Origin of the sequence: Acinetobacter sp. TGL-Y2 (assembly GCF_001612555.1) — a bacterium.
GTDB lineage: Bacteria > Pseudomonadota > Gammaproteobacteria > Pseudomonadales > Moraxellaceae > Acinetobacter.
On record NZ_CP015110.1, the window covers coordinates 2,086,898 to 2,101,914 of the forward strand.

Here is a 15,017-nt window from a genome sequence, read left to right on the forward strand (position 1 = left end):
TATAGGTGTCATATACATGCGGTGTGTTGGCTTGCATGTTAGACCTAGGTTATTCTTAGATTCTAGATTAATATAGTTTTCAATCAGACTATACCTATACATATTATGGCGACTTTGGAACTTCCTGATCATCTTTTACAGCGTTTAAGTACTGTGCTTGAACAACTTCAACACGTGTTGCCAGAACCTCAGCAAGCACCGGATTTTTCTGCGCCTGCATTTAAATGGCAACACAAACAGCTTAAAGCACTACATGATCCCAAAATCATCGACTTGGAAGATCTAAAAGGTATACAGCGTCAAAAAGAAAAATTACTGCAAAATACCGAGCAATTTCTAAACGGCTACCCTGCCAATGATGTGTTATTGACTGGATCTCGCGGTACTGGAAAATCATCCATCGTGCGCTCCCTCCTGTCGAAATATGTCGACCAAGGTTTACGCTTAATTGAAATTGAACGTGATGATCTGTCTGATCTACCTGAAATTCAAAAACTGATTCAACATCGTGCTGAGAAATTTATCGTCTACTGTGATGATTTAGCATTTAACGCAGAAGATGAAAATTATCGCAGCTTAAAAAGCGTACTCGATGGCTCTCTTCAATCAGGTGCAAATAATTTTATTATTTATGCCACCAGTAACCGTCGCCATTTACTGCCAGAATTTATGCATGAAAATACCCCTGTAAAACGTGTTGACGTTCCGCAATACACTGAGTTACACCCCCAAGAAGCGATTGAAGAAAAAATCTCATTATCAGATCGTTTTGGTTTGTGGCTGTCGTTTTATCCCATGGATCAAAATTTATATCTCGAGATTGTGGAACATTATTTGGGAAAAGAGAATATGCCGTTCACTGACATTGTGCGGGCCGAATCACTACGTTGGTGTCAAGCACGCGGGCAACGATCAGGACGAGCAGCTTACCAATTTTCTAAGCATTGGATTGGCTCACAGAAATTAGCGCAACATTCAACATAGGCATGCTATGTCCAGTTTAAAGGTATATGGGGCTGTATTTTTATTTGGCGCTCAACGCTTAACTGGACCATATAATCAGCACTTATCTCGCTTATTTTGATTTGTGCATATCTAAGTCAATCAAAATGCTTCAAAATCAGCAAAATTTCTTTGAACTTGAATATTGTTCATTATTCAGAGAAACCCATCATTTTAAGGAATCTCCCATGACCGATAATGAACAACCTATTCTAGACACCCATGAAAATGAGACTCGTGAGAATGAGATACGAGAAAATAAAGATTTCTCACGAAGCTTTGACCATACGCTTGATTTTGAAAAAATTAACTTTAGAAAACGTCCCAAATTGTACCGCGTGGGTCAAGGTGAAGAAGGCGTCTTGTTGGTTCAGCCTTATAACGCTGAAATCGCACCCCTTTGGAATATTGAAGGTTTAGACGCTGCTACAGAAAGCAGCGATAAAATTTTCGCTCTGTTTTTAGATTATCTTGAGAAAAATGATTTCGTTGGCGCGGACATGGCAAGAAAGTTCTTGCTGATGGGTTATACCCGCGCGCGTCGTTATGCACATCATAAAAAAGGTACACATAAGACAGGTCGGAAAAATAAAGGAGCAACACCCAAAGTTAAAGTTGAAAAGATTGATCCTGCAACCACTGAAAAATTACCGAAAAGTAGTGTTGATTTAGAGAATGCTGCCATTGCTCAGATGTTTAAAGACAAAAAGAATGAAGCTAAATCTCATCCTAAATATGTTGAATTGAAAGAAAAATTCAATCAAATGATTGAACAAGATGTAGATGCTTAATTTTGAGGCATTCGCGTTCAAAGTTGAAACCTTAAAGCTGAGCAAAAACTTAGGCTATTGACCATTCAGCAGTGAACAAGCTTAGGCGATTTGAATCTATGGAATTAAGCGTTTAATGCCTATTTGAAAATCCATGCAAACCACCCTGTTTGTATGGATTTTTTGCTGCTGCATCTGCGCATAATTTCGCTACACATGTCATGATTTTTTCAGTATGGTGTTGCGCTTGAAATGGCGTTTAGGTGTATACGATGAGTTTTCTCTACATGGCATATGGCGTTGCGATGCTTTTGGCAATGATGCTCTGCATGTTTGTCCTCACCTTACTGGGCAATTTCATGCTCAGCAAAGACCAATTGAACAATGTGATTACTCCGCTTTTCTTTGTTGGATTGGCAGTGATGGGCTTACTCAATATACGTAGAGCACCCGAGAAAAAGTATATCAATGCCCTACTGCTTAGCTTAATGTTGGTAGCGCTTATGGGTATTTTTATTTATATCAGTGGTTATATTCCGAAAACCTTTCATCTATTCATGATCACAAGTTTTCTCAGCTTGCAACTGGGCAGCGTGATGTACTTCATTGTAAGCAAGCTAAAAATTCTAACGCGAATTAACCCATACTGAGGGCTGATCTGAAATCGGGCTTAAATCCAAATCATCGATAATATAGAGTGTATTGGCGTCTATTATGGTTTGGCCTTGATCTAAATATTTCTGCTCAAGTACGCCATTGTTTTCACTAAACCCATAATCATCATCATTGATTACCGCCAAATGCGACTCATCGATGACCCACAAACCTTCTACTTTATCGTGTGGATAATCTAAGCGTTCAACCAAGTCCACCACCAAGTGCTTATCTACGGCTCGAATGCCTAAATCTACTAAGGCATCCCAACCATTGGCCATAACATATTGCTCTAAAGTTTGACCGTGTAGAGTTAAACCCAAAGCGGGATCTTGTTTAAAGACATCACTGTCTAACACACTTTCTAAATCTGTCGCCTGACTGAGATCAATTTTATAGACACGCTTAAAGGCATCAGGATTGTCTTTATAAAAAGTATCATCTCGCTCAGCGACCAAAAAGCTGTTATGGCTTAAAGCGACAAAAGCCGTATTTGAATGTGGTTCTACACCATCTTCCTGACGATAGAGATACTGAGCAAACACTTTTGTCTTTAAATTAATACTCACAATACGCGTCAAGGTCGATTTATTCGCTGCGGCATCAGGATGACTCATACAGGACTGCATAACGCCCAGTAAGGTGGTTTGATCTGGCGTAATGGTTAAGCCTTCCATGCCTCGGTTTTGACGTCGATTAGCATACTCTGCGGGCAGTAAATATCCCGAAACTCGTCTATCGTCTTCCACGTAAGCATTGATGCGGTCAATCTCAATCCCTTCGGCATCAAAATGCACGATATGCGGTCCATACTCATCACTGACCCAAAAAGTCCCATCCTTTAATGCGACTAAACCTTCCGCATCAAGTCCATATTCATCTGTTCCATTAGCAAGGACATTGCCATCTCGGTCATATGCCGTCTCTTTACTTGCGCCAAACTCACGGTTGGGCAAACCCGTAATGGCGCTCCCCGCTGGATTTTTAAGTAATATTTCTTTTAATTTATGAATTGTGCCATCATCCAAAAGTTCGAATAAGCCAATTTTTGGGGTATAACTGGGGTCTAAAAATATTTTTCCATTGTCATTATTTACATTATATGTCGTGTTCGGTCCACGATCCGTCAGGGCATAAAATTGATGTGGAATGCTGGGATGTGCAGAGATTTCAGAACCGAATCCGCCGCAGCGTATTTCAATAAAATGCCCTTCTTTGGCACCGTCTGGTATGGGATTTGTTTCTAAAAGTTCATAAGGCAAACTGACGCCTTGAGCAAAAAGTTTTAAATTGATCTGCTGATTATTCTCGCTCATTCAATGTGTCCTTGTTTTAATTTTTAGCGTTATAGCATCCACTATGCCTGTACCTTGACGACTCCAGAAGACACTTAAGGTTCAGTGGTCATCCTAAAATATAATTTTAAATATGATTACAAAATAGCACATTTAAGCAGCGCAATCCGCATCTATGATCAGGAAAACATCAACAAGGATCGCTATGAGTCCTACAACTCAAAAAGACATTCCGAAGCGTACATCAAGAGTGCATTCAAACAGTTTTGATTATTCTTTGGACTTTAAAAAAATTGATTTCAGAGCGCATCCTGAACTATATCGCGTGGGCCGCGGCGAACAAGGTGTATTATTGGTTGAGCCTTATAAATCCGAAATTTTGCCCTACTGGAGATTTGCGGATGAAGCTAAAGCCACAGCAAGCTCTGAGAAAATATTTCAACTGTTTCTAGATTATTTGGACAATGATGATTTTGTTGGTGCAGATATGGCACGCAAGTTTTTACAGATGGGATATACCCGCGTACGCCGTTATGCCAATCACAAAGGCGGCAAAAAGTATAAAGGTGCTGTGCCTGAGGATAAAAAAGGACTCAGCGGTGCGCATGGTCGTGAAGAATTGCCTCGCAGTGAGGAAGACCCTGTGAAAGCTGTAGCGACACAAATCTTTAAAAAGAAATGGGATGAGGCTAAAGTACATCCAAAATATATTGAGATGAAAGAGAAATTTAATGCGTCACTACAGCAAGATAAGAACTAAAAAAATTGATTTAAGTTAAAATTGACCTGTTGGAAAAATCCAAATGAAAAAAATCCCTGTAATCAATCTGATTTTAGCAAAATTGCTCCTCCTCTGCTGTGTGGGCGTAGCGAATGCTAATGTACCCTTCAAAAAAGTTGCACAATGCGAATCAGATTTTTTCAATGGATCATTTTGCTCCAAGAAAAATTTAACGCTCTATAAGAATGTACTCAAAGCTCAGAAAGCTAATTTTAATAAAAAATACATTTTACTCAATACAGGTGATTCAGATTCTCTAGAACTTATTGCATTAGACACTAAAACAGGAATAGCTTACCCACTAAATTATCAATTTACTGGTTGGGAAGATAACCAAGGAAAAGTACTCAAAAAACCTTCTTTTCAGTTTTCACTCAATACACCGAAAGTCTGCTTATCTGGTTCTCAATATGATGGTGAACATCCTGGCACTCATGAAACCTATAGCAATATTCGACAATGTTTTGAAATCAAAACAGATCAAAATTTTACAGGTTTTGAATCAGTTTATTCTGATAAAATTCAACACGAATATCATGGAAAAACAAAAACATGGAAGCCCATCTCTTAATATTAAAAAAGAGGCTTTAAGCCTCTTTACTATTTTATTTTTTAAACTGATTCAGGATTAGTCAATTCGGTCATGGGCCAGCGTGGTGTAGTGGTCACCGCCAAGCCATCTTGTTGACCTGCTTTTAAACGCTGATATCCTGCAAAGGCAATCATGGCACCATTATCGGTACACAGCGCAGGTTCAGCATAATACACTTGCGCTTTAATCTTGGCCAAGTCTGCCTCTAAACGCTCACGTAAGCGACTGTTGGCACTCACGCCACCTGCAATCACCAACCGTTTTAAACCAGTTTGCTTAAGTGCTTTTACCGACTTTTTAACCAAAGTATCCACCAAAGCCTCTTGGAAAGATGCTGCAATATCTGCCTCACGTCCCTGACCTTCTACTTTTTTAAGCTGATTCGATACTGACGTTTTTAAACCACTGAAAGAAAAATTTAAGCCTTGATGCAACATCGGACGGGGAAAATCGAAACCTTTGGCATCCCCCTGTAAAGCAAGTTTTGAAATATTTGGACCACCCGGATAAGGCAAACCCATCATTTTCGCAACTTTATCAAATGCTTCACCAGCGGCATCATCAATCGACTCACCCAAAATCTCATATTGACCAATACCATGGGCTGCCATGAGTTGGGTATGACCACCCGAAACCAACAATGCTACAAACGGAAATTCCGGTGGAGTTTCAGATAATAATGGAGCAAGCATATGACCTTCCATATGATGCACGCCAATGGCAGGTTTGTTTAAAGCAAAGGCCAAAGTCCGACCAAACAGCGCGCCTGTCATCAGCGCACCCATCAAACCCGGTCCACGCGTATATGCAATCGCATCGATTTCAGATTTTCTAACCTGACATTCGTCAAGCAACTGATTGATTAAAGGAATTAATTTACGTACATGATCACGTGATGCAAGCTCTGGCACTACCCCGCCGTATTCTGCGTGCAGTTTAATTTGACTATATAACACCTGTCCTCTTAAGCCGACTTCACTGTCATATAGTGCGAGACCTGTTTCATCACACGACGTTTCTAAGCCTAAAACGATCATTAAACTGCCTTTAACCCATTTCAAAATATTGCTAAAGCTATTATAGACTTGTGGTATGAGATGTAAATGAGTAAAATACTGTCCTTCACTTGTGACTTAGCGCAATAGTGCGTTAAGTCTTATCCATAAACTAGAGGATTCTTCATGCCACAAGTTAAATTGAAAGAAGGCGAGCCAGTAGACGTAGCGATCCGTCGCTTCAAACGTTCATGCGAAAAAGCTGGTGTTTTAGCAGATGTTCGTAAACGCGAATTCTACGAAAAACCAACTCAAGAACGTAAGCGCAAGAAAGCTGCTGCAGTTAAACGCTACCAAAAGAAATTGGCGCGTGAGTCTGTACGTACAACTCGCCTTTACTAAAATTAATTTGTGACTCACTGACTGCTTGGATATATAGATGACGACTTTAAAAGACCAAATTACTGATGCATTGAAAATTTCTATGCGTGCCAAAGATATGGCAACAGTAACGGTTCTGCGTGGTCTCCAAGCAGCAATTAAACAAATTGAAATCGATGAGCGTATTGAACTTGATGAAAATCGAGTTCTTGCGGTCATTGAAAAGCAAATCAAACAACGTAAAGAGTCGATTAAAGCCTATGAAGGCGCTAATCGACAAGACTTAGCTAGTAAGGAACAAGCCGAATTTGAGATTATTTCTCAATTTCTACCAGCCGCTATGACTGAGGAAGAACTTGATTCCGTGATTGAGCAAACTATTCTTGCTCAACAAGCTACTAGCATTAAAGATATGGGTAAGGTGATGAATTCTCTACGTCCGATCATAGCCGGGCGTGCCGATCCTGCACAAGTTTCATCAAAAATTAAAGCGAAACTGGCTTAACCCCACACCTCTATTCACGTTTGATTTGGTCTATTTAACTTAAGTTCGACTAATAAGTTAAATAGCCACAGCAGTGACTGCACATTTCTATAAAAATAATAAATTTCGTCCCCTTCCAAACATGATTATTCGTCTATTTTTTAGAATCTTCTTTTTTAAGCATTACTTCACCTGATTTAAATCACATTCAATGTGGTATCGACTGAGCAGTTGCATCTCTTTTGACTTTTTCACTTGTACTATCACATCTTGCTTAGTCATATTGGTATATGAAAATGGCAAACTTGCTCGATTTTGATCGATCAATTGATAAAAGTCGTCTACATAGATAGCCACGATTGAACAATATTGATTTTTTTGCTGCGGATTAAATTGAACGGTTGAATTGGGTAAAGATCTTAAAAATTGGCGCATATCTGTCGTGTATGTATTGGAAATCTTGTCCATTTCACGCAGATATTTTTCAGGCACATTTTGTGCGATGGCTTGAGACCCCACCCAGATTAAACTCAGTGCCACAATTATTTTCTTATTCAATTCTACTTTCTTCAGTACATCCATAGGCTTATATTATACTTTAAATCAATCCATTGACTGCTTAATTTACTGAGTGTGAACAAAATTTTATTTCAACAAAATCAGGCTTATAATCCGCATAAAACTGCTCATTTGGCGCAGGAACGACTCCCTCAACCACAGCGCCTAAATGTAATCTCAAAATATCTGGCAAATCCAAACGATAAGAATAAATCGGACTTGCACACAATGCACAAAAAACACGCGCCTTATTCGGCGTATGAAAATATTCTTTTAAATATTCTGAGCCCATGAGAATTTCAAATTGAGATTGATCAATGGGGCTATTCCATCCACATAATCCGCCTTGAGCCTGCCTTGAGCCTGCCTACAGTCCAGACAAAAACATAAAATACTGTTTTTAAGCTCTGCATGATAGATATAACTGACTTTTCCGCATAAACATTGACCTTTAAGCATGCTACTTCTTCAATCTCAGCTTGAATCTCATCATAAGTGAGCTTAAATATTGATACTAAATTCTCTGCTGACGTTCACTCTGCATTTCTTTTAAACGCATATCTATTTTGGCAGACATGGCATTATTGCTTTTCGCCAAACGCTGCGCATGTAATAGCGATTTAATTGCGGTTTCTTCTGCGCCTTTCCAATACTCCGCTTCTGCTCGATAGCGCAGCACATTAACCGTACGCATTGGATTATCTTGATCCATATTGGCTCCGCGCTGTAACAACTGCCACCCCACAATATCACGATAATTCTTTTGAACGAATTTATTTACAATGCGATCCGCCGCTGCATAATCATTTTTTCTTAAATAAATATCTGCCAATTTATAAGCTAAAACTCTATTTTCAGGCATGATTCTTTGCTTTGAGATAATACTCTTCAAAGCATCATCTAATTTATTTTGCCCTAAAAAAATATCGGCTTGAATTAAGCTGACTAGCGTATGTTCAGCATTGAGTTGCCTTGCGATATTAAGCTGCTGCTGAGCAAGCGTATAGTCTCCCCGCCCCAAATGATAAGCACTCAGTGCTAAAATCCCTGCAAAATTTTGACCGCGGGCAATGGTATTGAGTTGTATTTCATTGGTTTGATTACTGACCACAGCGGTATACCACTTGATCACATCAAATTCTTGCTGAGTATTGCTATAGGGCACTCGTGGCAATTGATTGGCTCTTAAACGCGCCTCACTCATACGCTGTGATGTCAATGGATGGGTAAACCAAAAGTCAGGCAAAAAACTAACGCGTGCCGTCGCACGATTCATCGTTTCAAAAAAATCTGCCATGCTTTGTGGGTTATAGCCTGAGGCATACATGAGCTGCATTCCAATACGGTCAGCCTCACGCTCTTGATTACGACTATAACTCAACTGCCGATCTATCATCGCAGCTTGCGTTCCCAGCATGACCGCACTTCCGACATCGCCATCCGCTTGAGAGGCAATCGCTGCACCCACAATAATACCGGCAAGCGCCAATAAGCCCTGCCCCTTAAAAGCTTCTTGAGAGCGACTAAAATGGCGCTGTGATACATGCGCAATCTCATGTGCCATAACCCCTGCCACTTCATCGAGATTTTTGGACGAGGTAATTAAGCCACTGTTTAAGGCAAACAATCCACCCGGTACTGCAAATGCATTAATTTGCGGATCTTTAATCATCACTAGACCAATGGGGCTACCCAATTGGGTCTGACTCAAAATGCGCGTAAATATGGTCATGAACTGATCTTCAAGCCAGACATTATTTAAGACCGGCATTTGATGTTGAACTTGGCGATAAACTTTCTCACCAATCATTTTTTCTTTTTGACGATCGATCAGACCGACCCCACTGCCAATATCTGGGATGTCAAATTGAGGTGAATTTACGGGGTGAAAATCATCCGCGAGACCACATGCAGAACTTAGACTTAAACTCAATGTAAGGATGATTTTCTTCAAAGCGCAGGCTCATAGACAACTTAAAAATGACTATAGCATCGAAATAAGAATACATGCGCAGTGAAGTGTTATGAAATTTTTACTGTATCTCCCCACTTGTTCGATCCATAAAACACATAAGCCCAAGAATATCTTAATGCTGAGGATTTACGAGATATTTGGGTATGCGACCTTCTAAGGCATCTACTAGGTTCTGATAGGCCAAATTGGCCATTTTAAAGCGTGTTTCAGCTGTTGCTGAACCAACATGTGGCAGTGTCACAACATTATCTAACTCAAATAACGCTGAGCTTTGTAAAGGTTCTTTTTGATAGACATCCAGTCCCGCGGCGAAAATTTGCTTTTGTTTTAAAGCATCCACGAGTGCTGATTCGTCGACGACTGAACCGCGTGCAATATTGACAAAAACTGCATGCTTTTGCATTGAGGCAAATTGCTTAGCACCCATCAGTGCTTTTGAATCCGAATTTAAATCCACCGCGACCACAACAAAGTCCGATTGAGTTAATAATTCATCTAAACCACAATATGTCGCACCAAGTGACTCTGCCAATTCAATTTTTTCATTACGGTTGTGGTACAAAATATTCATATTAAAGCCATGAAATCCGCGCCTAGCAATTGCAGCACCAATATGACCTAAGCCAATAATGCCCAGCGTTTTTCCAAAAATATCTTGACCAAACTGTACAGCAACCGCTGTTCGTGTCCAATGACCTTGCTTGGTCCAAGCATCTAAATGAGCAACTTGACGCGCGGCACTCATCAGCAAACCAAAGGCTAAATCGGCTGTGGTTTCGGTGAGGACATGAGGCGTATTAGATAGCCAAATATTGTGAGCATGGAGATAATTAAGGTCATAATTGTCATACCCTACACTGACTGAAGAAATTATTTTCAGTTTCGTGGCGGTCTCTAAGTTTTTTTCATTCAGAAGTCGACCTGCGCCAATCATGCCATCTGCATCTTTGACCGCTTCACGGATTTGTGTATTGACATCACCCAGCTTTGGATCAATACAAATTACATTATATTGAGCGTGTAATTTTTCTAAAATAATCGGATCAATTTGGCTAAATACGACAACATTCTGACTCATTTTCACATCCTGTTTTTTATTTCCTACATACTTTCAAAATACTACTTTTGCATCATTTGCCAAAGTTTTGCTTTTAACGCGGGTTGTTCCAGCATGTCTTGTAAACTTGCCAATTCAAGCATGGCATGAGCATGGATATGCGGCAATTGTCCTAAACAAATCTTGGTTTTTTCAGCACAAATTGCATCTAAAAAGCCCTGTATATAGCTCTTCGCACCGCGTCCATCTTGTAAATTAATCAAAGCAAAAGGCCATTTCAATTGAAAATATTGACCGTGCATTGCAGATTGAATATTACGCCACAATTGATTCTGCTCGGTGCTCATACTCATTACATCGACCACAATGACGCAGTTATCCAAACACAACGCTTGCAACTCAAAGGCGTCCAGCTTTAGCGCAGAAGGAGTTTCGGCACTTAATGACGTACTCAGTTGAGTAACTTGAACGGCTTCTTTAACCTGAATCGTTTTCGCTAGAGGTTGGATGGTTTTTTCTTGTTTTAGCGCATCAATTTCTTCTGCGTATACAGGTGCTTGATCTTGATGCTTGGTCTGTTCTTGGAGACCAGTTGAATCTTTAAAACTGTGAAATGCATTATTTTCGGGCGCAGCTTGATCTCGATATAAGGAATTTGAATAGGCACGCGTATCTACGTCAGTTTTAGGCATCCAAATATCGATACCCATCACTGCCATAATACTTCGCTGATGCTCTACCATATTCACATTCATTACATCGTTTCTAGTATTCATCGGGTCGGGTATTCTAACGATTTTTAAAGTTCTTTGCTGAGCTTTAAATCCTCAATTAAAACCTATGTGCTGCATATTAATTCATCTTAAACAATTATTCAGTCTATTTTCAATGCCATCACGCCTTTTCATTTAAACAATGATGACGCTATTTTTCTTATGCATCTGATCAACAATTTCAGCACTTTCAAAACCAAGACGCCAATACAGCAGTTCCAATACATCCAGCTCATCTTGGGTAATGATTCGATCATGCCATAAGCAAATTTCAGCCACACCCAAAATACTCAATCGATCCCGCAGCAGTAGTCCTGCAATGTCGTTCATAATTTCGCCCAGATCAATGGGTTCATCTGAGATTTCTTCATACAATTCTAGCTCTTCTAGGTTCAGCACACGTTCCAAAATTTTGTAACGCACTTCCAGCTGACTGGCACTATTCAACTGTTGAACATGTAGTAAGGCATCAATTAACCGAACAATTTGTGGCTTTACCTCTTCCATGGATGTCGGTCGATGAATGGGGAGTAAATTTAACTCAGCTTTGACCTTTTCAATGAGTAAAGCATCGAGTAAACCAATTTCACCATCTTCTTGAATTATTTTGGCAAGTTTGGTAATAAATTGCCGCGCGCTGGTAGCGGGCATATTGCCCAATTGGCTACAGGCTTCATGAAATATTTGAATGTGCACGCGTCCATCAATATGCAATAACGAATCGATAATCGCACGGCTGACTTGTGCCTCAGAAGGAATGAACTCTCGATACTGGCGAATCATTAAAATCGCCACCATTACCTCTCGTGAACCTGTCGCTGTTTGCATCGCGCGCTGAATCAGCTCTGGACGGCTCATTTGTTGGCGTACTTCAGTATTTAAAGGTTTAATGGCATCTTTAATCGCAAAGCTAATCGGTGACAACCGTAAAAGTGGCAAAGGCTGGGTTGAGACCCAGGGATTATATTCTTCAACAATCGATTCTTCGAGTGAACGCATTAAGCTAAACAGCGGTTGACTGCGCAGCTTTTGCAAATTTTCCAATTGTAAGTCTTCAAGTAGACTCGGATTTAGTTCATAAATGCGATCTTGAATGCTTGGATGAATGTTCAACCAACTTTGTGGGCTGAGCGAATTGGCAAAACACATATGTGAAATGGCTTCTGAGTATTCACTGTGGATTTGCGATCCTGCATGATGTACATAAATTCGTAACAAGGTTTGCACGTTGGCATTATTTAACAGCAGTCGCTTACTTTTGTTGTCATTGTATAAAGTGCGCCCACTGAGACTGAAGTATTTAATTAGACGTGTGATCAGGATGCCTAAACTCCCAATCAGCCAAATTACTCCACCAATGGCGACAAAGCTGGTTTCGAGCTTATGCCGACTTTGATTTTGATGACCTTGATTTCGAAATCCCTGAAAGCCACGTTTCGATATTTTACTCCCCCATTGACTAAAAGTAATTAGGCCACTGTACAGGATTTTTAAGCGAGTATTTTCAGTCGCCTCGCCTGATAAAATCTGATTAAACTCATGCCCAAGCAGACCATAGAGTTCAAGCTCGTCAAGGTTTTGTAGCGCCCCCCAAGTCAAAATAATCACGGTATTTTTGGGATGAAATCCTGCCGTGAGTGCATTCACCCCAATTTCATCTGGCAATACATAGACGGTGGGGACTTCAATGGCAAAAGTTTGTGCTAATTTTTCAACAAGCTTTAATGCTACACTTTCCTCTGGCGTACTTTCAACTTTGCTGAGCTGTCGAGCTTTGAGCTGTTTAGCAAGGGTATGCCCGCCCAGTCGAAATACATAAAATTCATATAAAATTGAACCGCAAATGACGGTCAGTAATGCGGAGACCACAAAAGGGCTAAGAACATGCCACCAAATCGATTGCGCTGGATCAATATAATGAACCAACAAGCCCATAATGGTATTTAAAATAGTGATTGCCAAAATGACCGCAAGAAAACACAAACTTGCAGACCAGACCATATTTTTGTTTTTTATTAAATAATAACTGACATCTTTCAATGTAAATTTTCCTCATTACATTGTTTTGAAATCATAAATTAAAAAAGCGGGAAATACCCGCTTTTTTAAAATAGAATTTGCTGATTAATGACTTGTAAAAAACCTTACATTTCTTTAATACCAGTCAAATCCACCGAAGATGCATCTACATTGACATCAATATAGCCACCTTTGTCTTTCATAGCAGAATCATTACGCTTTTGTTCCAAATCATCTAAATATTGCTCGTTAATCCCACCCGCAACATAAATACCATCAAATACAGAACAGTCAAATTCACGCAAATCTGGTACTTTCTTGGTCCGTACAGCATCTTTTAGATCTTCCAAGTTTTGGAAAATCAAACGATCTGCACCAATCAATTCACGGATTTCTTCAACATCACGGTTCGACGCAATCAGTTCATCCTTTACTGGCATATCAATACCATAGACGTTCGGATATTTGACCATCGGCGCAGCAGAAGCAAAGAATACTTTTTTTGCACCCGCATCACGTGCCATTTGAATAATTTCATTACAGGTTGTACCCCGTACAATTGAGTCATCAACCAAGAGTACATTTTTGCCTTTAAACTCAAGTTCAACCGGGTTTAACTTTTGACGTACAGACTTTTTACGCAATTGTTGACCAGGCATAATGAAGGTACGACCGATATAACGGTTCTTCATAAAGCCTTCGCGAAACTTCACACCCAAGGTATTGGCTAGCTCTAAAGCAGAGGTGCGTGAAGTGTCTGGAATTGGAATGACCACATCTATATCGTGGAACTCACCCCATTCACATAAAATTTTATGCGCCAGTTTTTCACCCATTTTCAAACGTGCTTTGTACACTGAAATACCATCAATAATGGCATCTGGACGTGCGAAATACACATATTCAAAAATACATGGACGATAATCAGGCTTGGCTGCACATTGCTGAGTAAACAATTGCCCATTAAAGTCGATAAAAATCGCTTCGCCCGGAATGACATCACGTTCAACTTTAAAACCTAAAGCGGTCAGTGCAACAGATTCTGATGCCAAAATATATTCTAAACCCAGCTCAGTTTCTCGCGAACCTAAAATCAGTGGGCGAATACCATTGGGATCACGAAAACCCACCAAACCATGTCCAGTAATCATGGCAACCACTGCATAACCACCTTTACAGCGCTCATGAACACGTGTCACGACATGAAAAACATCATCTGCAGTCGGGTTCAGTTTGCCGCGCTTTTGCAATTCATGTGCAAACACGTTCAGCAACACTTCCGAGTCAGAATCCGTATTCATATGACGTAAGTCAGTTTTGAATAAATCATCATGAATTTCTGATGCATTGGTTAAATTACCGTTATGCGCCAGTGTAATTCCATACGGTGAATTGACATAAAATGGCTGTGCTTCAGCACTGCTCGACGAACCCGCAGTTGGATAACGCACATGACCAATACCATAATTACCCAATAAGGCACGCATATGTCGTGTATGAAATACATCTCGAACCATGCCGTTGTCTTTTCTTAAGAATAGACGACCATCATGGCAAGTTACGATCCCAGCAGCATCTTGTCCACGATGTTGTAACATCGTTAATGCATCAAACAACATTTGGTTAACAGGTGATTTACCAGCTATACCAACAACTCCACACATAGCAACCTCGCAGACAA

The 15,017-nt window shown here is 40.1% G+C and carries 15 protein-coding genes and 1 pseudogene; 7 read left to right on the forward strand and 9 right to left on the reverse strand.

What is annotated here, in order from left to right:
* The first annotated feature begins 105 nt into the window (after positions 1–105).
* The 3 genes from AMD27_RS09980 to AMD27_RS09990 all read left to right on the forward strand — a co-directional run bounded on the left by AMD27_RS09980 (position 106) and on the right by AMD27_RS09990 (position 2,422).
* The gene (locus AMD27_RS09980; protein WP_067659815.1) at positions 106–984 is read left to right on the forward strand and encodes an ATP-binding protein; all 879 of its coding nucleotides are present in this window, start codon (positions 106–108) and stop codon (positions 982–984) included.
* A 206-nt stretch (positions 985–1,190) separates the two neighbouring features.
* A complete protein-coding gene (locus AMD27_RS09985; protein WP_081406016.1) occupies positions 1,191–1,793 on the forward strand; it encodes a DUF4385 family protein in 603 nt (200 codons plus the stop codon).
* Positions 1,794–2,044: 251 nt separating this feature from the next.
* Positions 2,045–2,422 carry a hypothetical protein gene (locus AMD27_RS09990; RefSeq protein ID WP_150115770.1) on the forward strand — a complete coding sequence of 126 codons (378 nt, stop codon included), beginning with the start codon at positions 2,045–2,047 and terminating at the stop codon, positions 2,420–2,422.
* Here AMD27_RS09990 and AMD27_RS09995 read toward each other — a convergent pair.
* Complete coding sequence (locus AMD27_RS09995; RefSeq protein WP_067659822.1) at positions 2,399–3,742, reverse strand: esterase-like activity of phytase family protein; 1,344 nt, start codon at positions 3,740–3,742, stop codon at positions 2,399–2,401. The genes AMD27_RS09990 and AMD27_RS09995 overlap by 24 nt on opposite strands.
* Before the next feature lie 184 nt (positions 3,743–3,926).
* Between AMD27_RS09995 and AMD27_RS10000 the strand changes: the two genes are divergently transcribed.
* Positions 3,927–4,481 (forward strand): DUF4385 domain-containing protein, encoded by a 555-nt coding sequence (locus tag AMD27_RS10000; protein ID WP_067659825.1) that lies wholly within the window; start codon positions 3,927–3,929, stop codon positions 4,479–4,481.
* Between the two features lie 43 nt (positions 4,482–4,524).
* A complete protein-coding gene (locus AMD27_RS10005) occupies positions 4,525–5,073 on the forward strand; it encodes a hypothetical protein (protein ID WP_067659828.1) in 549 nt (182 codons plus the stop codon).
* 41 nt (positions 5,074–5,114) lie between these two features.
* Here the strand turns inward: AMD27_RS10005 and tsaD are convergent, their stop codons facing one another.
* On the reverse strand, positions 5,115–6,131 hold the full coding sequence (tsaD, locus tag AMD27_RS10010) for a tRNA (adenosine(37)-N6)-threonylcarbamoyltransferase complex transferase subunit TsaD (RefSeq protein ID WP_067659831.1): 1,017 nt from the start codon (positions 6,129–6,131) through the stop codon (positions 5,115–5,117).
* A gap of 144 nt (positions 6,132–6,275) precedes the next feature.
* Here tsaD and rpsU point away from each other — a divergent pair, with 144 nt between their 5' ends.
* Positions 6,276–6,491, forward strand: coding sequence for a 30S ribosomal protein S21 (gene rpsU / locus AMD27_RS10015; protein WP_001136722.1), 216 nt, complete (start codon positions 6,276–6,278; stop codon positions 6,489–6,491).
* Positions 6,492–6,528: 37 nt separating this feature from the next.
* Positions 6,529–6,975 (forward strand): GatB/YqeY domain-containing protein, encoded by a 447-nt coding sequence (locus AMD27_RS10020; protein WP_067659834.1) that lies wholly within the window; start codon positions 6,529–6,531, stop codon positions 6,973–6,975.
* 162 nt (positions 6,976–7,137) lie between these two features.
* On the opposite strand, the gene AMD27_RS10025 is transcribed toward AMD27_RS10020, so the two are convergent.
* From AMD27_RS10025 to purF, 7 genes and pseudogenes are all read right to left on the reverse strand, one after another.
* Complete coding sequence (locus AMD27_RS10025) at positions 7,138–7,512, reverse strand: hypothetical protein (protein WP_228140651.1); 375 nt, start codon at positions 7,510–7,512, stop codon at positions 7,138–7,140.
* A gap of 61 nt (positions 7,513–7,573) precedes the next feature.
* A pseudogene (locus AMD27_RS10030) lies at positions 7,574–7,971 on the reverse strand (GFA family protein).
* A gap of 55 nt (positions 7,972–8,026) precedes the next feature.
* Positions 8,027–9,466: a M48 family metalloprotease gene (locus AMD27_RS10035; RefSeq protein ID WP_067659840.1), complete on the reverse strand. Its 1,440-nt coding sequence runs from the start codon at positions 9,464–9,466 to the stop codon at positions 8,027–8,029.
* A 133-nt stretch (positions 9,467–9,599) separates the two neighbouring features.
* The gene (locus AMD27_RS10040) at positions 9,600–10,565 is read right to left on the reverse strand and encodes a 2-hydroxyacid dehydrogenase (RefSeq protein WP_067659843.1); all 966 of its coding nucleotides are present in this window, start codon (positions 10,563–10,565) and stop codon (positions 9,600–9,602) included.
* 41 nt (positions 10,566–10,606) lie between these two features.
* Positions 10,607–11,320 (reverse strand): hypothetical protein, encoded by a 714-nt coding sequence (locus AMD27_RS10045; protein WP_228140652.1) that lies wholly within the window; start codon positions 11,318–11,320, stop codon positions 10,607–10,609.
* A gap of 132 nt (positions 11,321–11,452) precedes the next feature.
* Positions 11,453–13,357 (reverse strand): M48 family metalloprotease, encoded by a 1,905-nt coding sequence (locus AMD27_RS10050; protein ID WP_067659851.1) that lies wholly within the window; start codon positions 13,355–13,357, stop codon positions 11,453–11,455.
* A 104-nt stretch (positions 13,358–13,461) separates the two neighbouring features.
* Positions 13,462–15,000, reverse strand: a complete 1,539-nt coding sequence (gene purF, locus AMD27_RS10055) for an amidophosphoribosyltransferase (protein WP_067659853.1) — start codon at positions 14,998–15,000, stop codon at positions 13,462–13,464.
* Positions 15,001–15,017: the final 17 nt, after the last annotated feature.